A 6,072-nucleotide genomic window follows, 5' to 3' on the forward strand; every position below is an offset into this window, starting at 1 on the left:
AAAAAAAGCTCCCGCACACGGGAGTACGGGAGCAATGCATACAGCATCACAGTGGATTAGAACGGACAGTCCCTGGTGCAGGACATGTACAGTTATCGGCATATTCTTCCCGAACATAAGCGCAGCCATAGCGAGATATTCCGTGTCTGCCGGCCACTCTGATTTAACATAAGAGTTCGGTCACGCACCGCCATCCGGGCCAGTATTCGCTCTTGTCTTTGCTGCAGTGAAGCGGGTTCATAACGCACACCGGCGCGCTGAAAAAATCGCCTCCTCAGACTGTGGTACGATGGGTTGCGTGTTTCCTTGACGCGAATTTCACTGGCAGCTTTGCCATCCCGACTCATTCCGCACGGTTTCGGGATTTTTTTCAGCCGGCCAGCTGTACGGAGCCAGACGTAAAAAACCCGCCATCTTTCGTAGCGGGCTGAACAACAAATCATGTCCATAATCTACTGCATCGTGCCGAAACCAGCAGGGATCAGCACCCTTTTAGCCTGGAAAGAAAATCACCGTTGCGCAAGCACTCATATTTAACATAAGAGTTCTTGGGCGCACCCCCTGAGAGCCCCTCAGCGCGTTTCTGCCGCGTCCGGGCCAAAACCCGGCCCTTTACCTGCCCGAAACCGTGAAAATCCGCCCTGATAAGTTTTGCACGACTGCATGGCTATGCATGCAGGTGAATAGCGGGCGGTTTCAGGCGGATGTTGTCACTAAAGGCGGATTTTGAACAAAAAAAACGGACACCGAGGGTCAGGATGTCCGACAAAATTTGCACAAACAGTCAGCCGGTACCGATCAGAGAGCCGGCAAATAAGTATGACAGTGAAAACAGGTAATGAACCGCCCCCGCGGGGGTGATTGCGCGGTTTTAGGGCTTTAGCCAGTGCAGGCAGGCCCGGCCGGACTCAGGGGATCTGGTAACGGTGAACGGGTGCACAGTTGACTGTGCGGCCGTGAGGCGTTGGCCAAGCCGCCAGGCGCGGCAGCTTCCGGTGGGTGCAAACGCCAGCACTTTGCGAATCCTGCCCTCCGTCTGAATCGCAGGAAAATTTCGTACGTACGAAATTCAGGGTATCGGGCCGCGCCTGATGAAAAGCGCTGGCGTGCCGGCGGTACTCCGGAGACACATCTTGTCCCGCTGTTTTGTAGCCGGCACAGCGTGGCGGTGCTACAAAACATATCCTGTCCCCTGGTTAAGTCTTTCTGGCTGAACGTGCCCGGACCGGCTGCAGCTTCTGCGTACTCAGAAAACCTTCAAGTCCCAAATCCTCGTTCAGTTCGTCCCAGTGAATGCCGTACGGGCTCAGTTCGAACTTTTCCAGCTGTTCCGTGCTCGCATTCTCCAGAATAGGAAAGTATGCCAGTGGTACACCCAGGGTGCGGCCGTCACTCAGCTGCAGCCACATATTGTAGGGATCAAATTTTGCCGATTTGATAGATACGCTCATCACGACCTCCGGTTGACCGTCACGAATTTACGTTGATAGTATGCTTGGGTAGTCCTGTCGTCCATGACGACCACCAATGATCCCACAGCCTGAGAGGATCGCCTTCGGGTGGCTGTACAGAACACTCCCGCAGCCTGAAAGGGAGAACGCAAAGCGTGGTACATCTGCCCGCCCCTGGAAGCAGATATCGTCACAAACAGCGCACCTACGACGCGACGATGAGGGTACATTTTACAACGCAGTGACCGGCACCGACCGTCCTGCCATCCGCTGCCGGCATTTACGCACCGGCAACCATAACGCCGATAAACCTGTAGCGGGTCTGTCGCGAAAAGCTCGCTGTATCCTGCGATCACCATTACGTCTTCTGGAAAGCACCTGTTTGCAGAGGCAAACGTGCCTCCGGACTGAACGGCGTCACTTTGGTTCGAGTGAAACAAGAACAAAGTGACGCGTGAAAAAACCACGCTGCAGCCCCTGCGGCACAACGCCTGACGGCGATTTCCACAATCTGACGTGCACGTATTACGTGTTTTCATGCGCCCTGAACAGGCTTTTAACCGCGACGCTGCCGGCACGACTGCAGGCAGGTTTCATTAAGAAAGGAAAAAGAACGGCTCGGTATCGATGGCGACACCAGGAGACTGGTGTGTGGAGGGAGTCTGACGCAAGTCAGCCCGGCGTAAGCCGCGAACAGGTCAGCGACCTGGGGAAACCTCGCAAGAACTCAACAATTCGTCACCCCGATGCACAGATACCAGCTGAGTCGCAGGAAGCGCAAAAGCAACCGCGCCGTCGGGGCCAGAATTACCAGAAAAGCAGGTGCTTTCAGCCGGCTATTTCCAGAACTGCCACCATTTCACCGGGGACGGCTGAGGCTGCTGCATATCTTTTTTATGCTCAAGCAGCTGCAGTGATTGTCTGAGGCTGTCGATATGAGACTCCTGGGCAGAAACAAGCGTCCTGAGATGTTCAACCTCCTGTTTCAGACTGTTAATCATCTGTTCATTAGCCGTATCAGGCACTGTAACACGCTGTTCAGAAGCCTGTTCGCTGTACTGTTCAGTGACCGGGGCAGAAATATTACCGAAAACACGAATAAGCTCTGAAATATCTATCATTTTTGAATTTCGCACACCTGCACAAGTAGACAGTTCACCTGTCTTTATTAACCTGTGCAGCGTTGTTCTGCTTTTACCTGTAAGCCTGGCGGCCTCACTGATAGATACTTTTGCCATCCGGTTACCGTTATTCCTGTTTTAACCTGTCCTGAAGCACAGCATGAAGACGTTCAGCATCCTCATGAAGCTTTTCGCACATATCCGCTTCACTGTCTAAATCCAGCTCGTTGGGCCTTTCCAGCAGGAGCAGCCTCTGGTCCTGAATGAATTTTGCCATGTTCAGCGCAGTTTTTTGCTGTTTCGTCATCAGACGCTCCGGTGCGTACCTGCCATATGCTGAAAACAGGTGAAATGACGCTTCCTCGGTTCCCCTGGCTACGCCAGACGAACTCTGCGGCGAGCGTTACCGGCTAACGACGGAAAGGCTTAGGTTTGCTCCAGGTGAATTCAGCGGCCTGACGTTCTTCAGCCCGTGCCTTTTTAGCGGCCTCAGCTTCACGCTGTCCCAGAAGCTGCTCGCGGGCAACCCGCAACACCTCTTTTTTTTCCGGCCCGGACAGCTTTTTGCCTTTTGCCCGTTCCGCTGCAAAGACAGCGTCATCAAGAAACTGCTTTTCAGTCTTAGATACAACATGCAGACGACCAGCCATAAATCCTCCAAGTCAACGTCAACAGCCCCCCCTTTCCCCCCGAGCCTGGTCCCCGGCACCCCGGTTTTCCGTAAGCTTCACCCTACTAGCAAAGATATCCATCCGGCGGCTCTCACGGTAGGAGTCCCTTATTAGAAACTTAATCGGTACAACCAGAGTAGGTACAACATGTTGAGAGCACAAAAGAGCAACCCCCCAAAGGGCTGTTATCTGATATAGGTTGTTTAGTCTCACTGAAGCTGAGATGATCTTCAACGAAAGTAAAAACCTAACCTATTCCTTAGGTAAGTCATCATTTCAAGCGTTGCGGGAGATATACTTTCAAAGCTAATGAATAGCATTGGGGTAACAAAGTTCATCTCTTGGGAGCCATTAAAATTTTTAATGGACACTGTCTCCCCATCGCATCCAAAAGTAGTGTTTTCTTCTCTAAAATTTTCAAAGTCTTTTTTTATTTTTTCTGATAAAGACAGAATGTATTTTAACTCCTCGGGGGAGGATGGGATATTAATAACAGTCTTGTCATCATCCCAACTCAACCGGTGAGTGAAATTGATTTCCTTTGAACTTAACCTTAACGAATAGCAAGGATTGAAAGGAGCACTAGTAGACTCCATTTCAAAATAGCTTGCTTGAATTCTATGAGCGTTTTTTATTTTCCTTGTATCCATCTCATCTATTTTAAAAAAAAGATAGGCGGCAATGGCCGTGGAAATAAAAAAAGCAATGAAGCCTGTTGTATGGTCAACACCGCCATGATGAGAGCAGGCCCCCATCCTTCCTATTGAGGGCGAGCCCCACCCATCATTGCACCCGCCACCTAAAATTAACTTCAGTCCCATAAAAATAACAATCCATGCAATAAGCGGGATAAGCCAGTTCTTTAATCTCATTTTTTCCGATTCCTAAAGTAAGTAGCTCTACTTACACCTAATTTAACCCACGGTTCGCCAAGAGACTTTCTACCTCCACCTTTACTCATTTTGCCTCTTTTTGATTGTATTTCTGAAGAATGCGTATTTTTTACGTATTCCAAAAACAAATCTTTGCTGAAATTACACTCAGTCCATTTAGCAATACTTTTTGCTATTCCCATTACCTCATTTTCATCCAGAGGTAATGCAAACTGCAGGTTGTAAGCGCTGGCACGTTCATAGCAGGCTTGCAGCCACTGGTCATATTCAGGCCAGCCCTGACGAATAGCTCGGTATGCCCATCTGCGGGTTTTATCGAACAAAGTGCAGTTACGGCCTAAGCCGTAATCAGCAACGATTTCTTTATCGTTCGCGGTGTTCAAGTCGAGATAGTCAGCTAGCCAGTCCAATGTGTACAGTTCTGGCTGCCACACGGCAATTTTCCAATGGCTATGGTTCGGGTTTTTGCAGATTAGTCCCGAATACCCCGTATCGGCCTCTAATTTTTTACGTAGCGCGTTCTCTACAGCGGCGGCGTAGCGCAATGGCTTCATTTTTCCGTCTGGCGCGGTACGGATCGAGGTTTTTAGGGCATAGAGCAGGTGCGCATGTCCGTTTTCAGGATTGGTGATGGTCAGAGTAGGCGCGGGCGCGTTGCGGTCGCTCCAGTCGATGGCGGCACCGGCGCGATCGACGTCGAATCCCAGCCAGAACATGGCGTGAGGCTGATTGAACTGGATGTATTTCGCCAGAATGGCACGTTCTTTACCGGCAATACGTACACCAAAGTGCAAATCGTCCGAAAAGTACGGCTTACGCGGTAAGCGTTCGTTGAAAAGATTAAGTGCAGCGTTACTCAATCCGCCCTGCGCTTATGGCGGGCTGTTGTCTGGCACGGTTCATGTGCTAAGATTCCTTCAAGGTTTCGACCTGGCCCTGGTTATCATGCGATCCGCCAAGATATGACATGATTTCCGGGGCTTTGTTTTTTCTGGCTCTAACGTTACACCGTCTGGCAACTTCTGTCGATCCCACAACAATTTACCATAACACCCCTGTTACGCCCTTCCTCACAGCAATCTCAAATCGCGCCCTGCAGCTCCCGTTCCGCTGAAAAATGATGCGTAAGATCACTGAACACTTTCCTTATGCGGCCGACAATATTCCGGTACAGAGCGGGAGAAACACAGATGACACGCGACGAGAACGACCGGGAATCACCGCAAGAATCTACAGACGGCGGCACCAGCGACGACAAAAGCTCGCAGAACGACAAAAATGGAGACTGGATCGGCGAACTGGAACGCGAACTGCAGGAGATTACGAAGAAGTGGCCGGGTTCACGAAGCCTGAGCTGAATTACGATCGTAAAAAACCCGCCATCTTTCGCAGCGGGCTGAACGACGTAGCGCGTTCAAAATACACAACAACGTGCCGAAACCAGCATGGAACGGCACTCTTTAAGTGTGCAACAAGAACGCGCTTCCGCAAAGCCACAGCAGGCGCTGGCAGCAAAAAAAGGCTCCCCGCAGCGGGAGCCTTCAGCACAGACAGCAGCAGTATCGTTCCATGCGCCCCTGGTGAGGCACACTCTGGGTATCGGCCTCCTCTGCGCGCACATAAGCGAAGCCGGCATCTTTTTTCTTCATACCCGCCGGGCGTCACACTTTTAACATAAAAGTGCTATTGCGCAGGCGCAGGCGCAGGCGCAGGCGCAGAAAAAGATGCATCAGAAAGCGTCACGCGCAGTGATAATTATTTTGATTTATATAAATGATTTATAAGATAAAATTAACAAAAAGAACTTGGACCCGACCCGGAATGGTACTACTCCGTGCCGACTCTCTGTCATCGCTCTGCACGGAACATGATGAACAGCTTTCGCACCCCGGCGGGTACGTTTTTTTTCTGCTCCCGTGAGGCGCGCAAAACGCTC

General features: G+C 50.9%; 7 protein-coding genes. 1 reads left to right on the forward strand and 6 read right to left on the reverse strand.

Features of this window, described 5'->3' with window-relative positions:
• Nucleotides 1-1,196: 1,196 nt before the first annotated feature.
• The 6 genes from MHZ89_RS22415 to MHZ89_RS22440 form a co-directional block, all read right to left on the reverse strand.
• A complete protein-coding gene (locus MHZ89_RS22415) occupies nucleotides 1,197-1,451 on the reverse strand; it encodes a DUF2442 domain-containing protein (protein ID WP_311784648.1) in 255 nt (84 codons plus the stop codon).
• Between the two features lie 836 nt (nucleotides 1,452-2,287).
• On the reverse strand, nucleotides 2,288-2,689 hold the full coding sequence (locus MHZ89_RS22420) for a helix-turn-helix domain-containing protein (RefSeq protein ID WP_311784649.1): 402 nt from the start codon (nucleotides 2,687-2,689) through the stop codon (nucleotides 2,288-2,290).
• A gap of 10 nt (nucleotides 2,690-2,699) precedes the next feature.
• On the reverse strand, nucleotides 2,700-2,879 hold the full coding sequence (locus MHZ89_RS22425) for a Rop family plasmid primer RNA-binding protein (protein WP_311784650.1): 180 nt from the start codon (nucleotides 2,877-2,879) through the stop codon (nucleotides 2,700-2,702).
• Nucleotides 2,880-2,982: 103 nt separating this feature from the next.
• A complete protein-coding gene (locus tag MHZ89_RS22430; RefSeq protein ID WP_311784651.1) occupies nucleotides 2,983-3,222 on the reverse strand; it encodes a hypothetical protein in 240 nt (79 codons plus the stop codon).
• A 251-nt stretch (nucleotides 3,223-3,473) separates the two neighbouring features.
• Nucleotides 3,474-4,115, reverse strand: coding sequence for a hypothetical protein (locus MHZ89_RS22435; RefSeq protein WP_311784652.1), 642 nt, complete (start codon nucleotides 4,113-4,115; stop codon nucleotides 3,474-3,476).
• On the reverse strand, nucleotides 4,112-4,996 hold the full coding sequence (locus MHZ89_RS22440) for a replication initiation protein (protein ID WP_311784653.1): 885 nt from the start codon (nucleotides 4,994-4,996) through the stop codon (nucleotides 4,112-4,114). The genes MHZ89_RS22435 and MHZ89_RS22440 overlap by 4 nt, the downstream gene beginning before the upstream one ends.
• Before the next feature lie 330 nt (nucleotides 4,997-5,326).
• On the opposite strand from MHZ89_RS22440, the gene MHZ89_RS22445 reads away from it, so the two are divergent.
• Entirely contained in the window at nucleotides 5,327-5,494 is a 168-nt protein-coding gene (locus MHZ89_RS22445) for a hypothetical protein (protein WP_311784654.1), read from the forward strand.
• Nucleotides 5,495-6,072: the final 578 nt, after the last annotated feature.

Source organism: Pantoea sp. ACRSB (assembly GCF_022346905.1).
Lineage (GTDB): Bacteria > Pseudomonadota > Gammaproteobacteria > Enterobacterales > Enterobacteriaceae > Pantoea > Pantoea piersonii.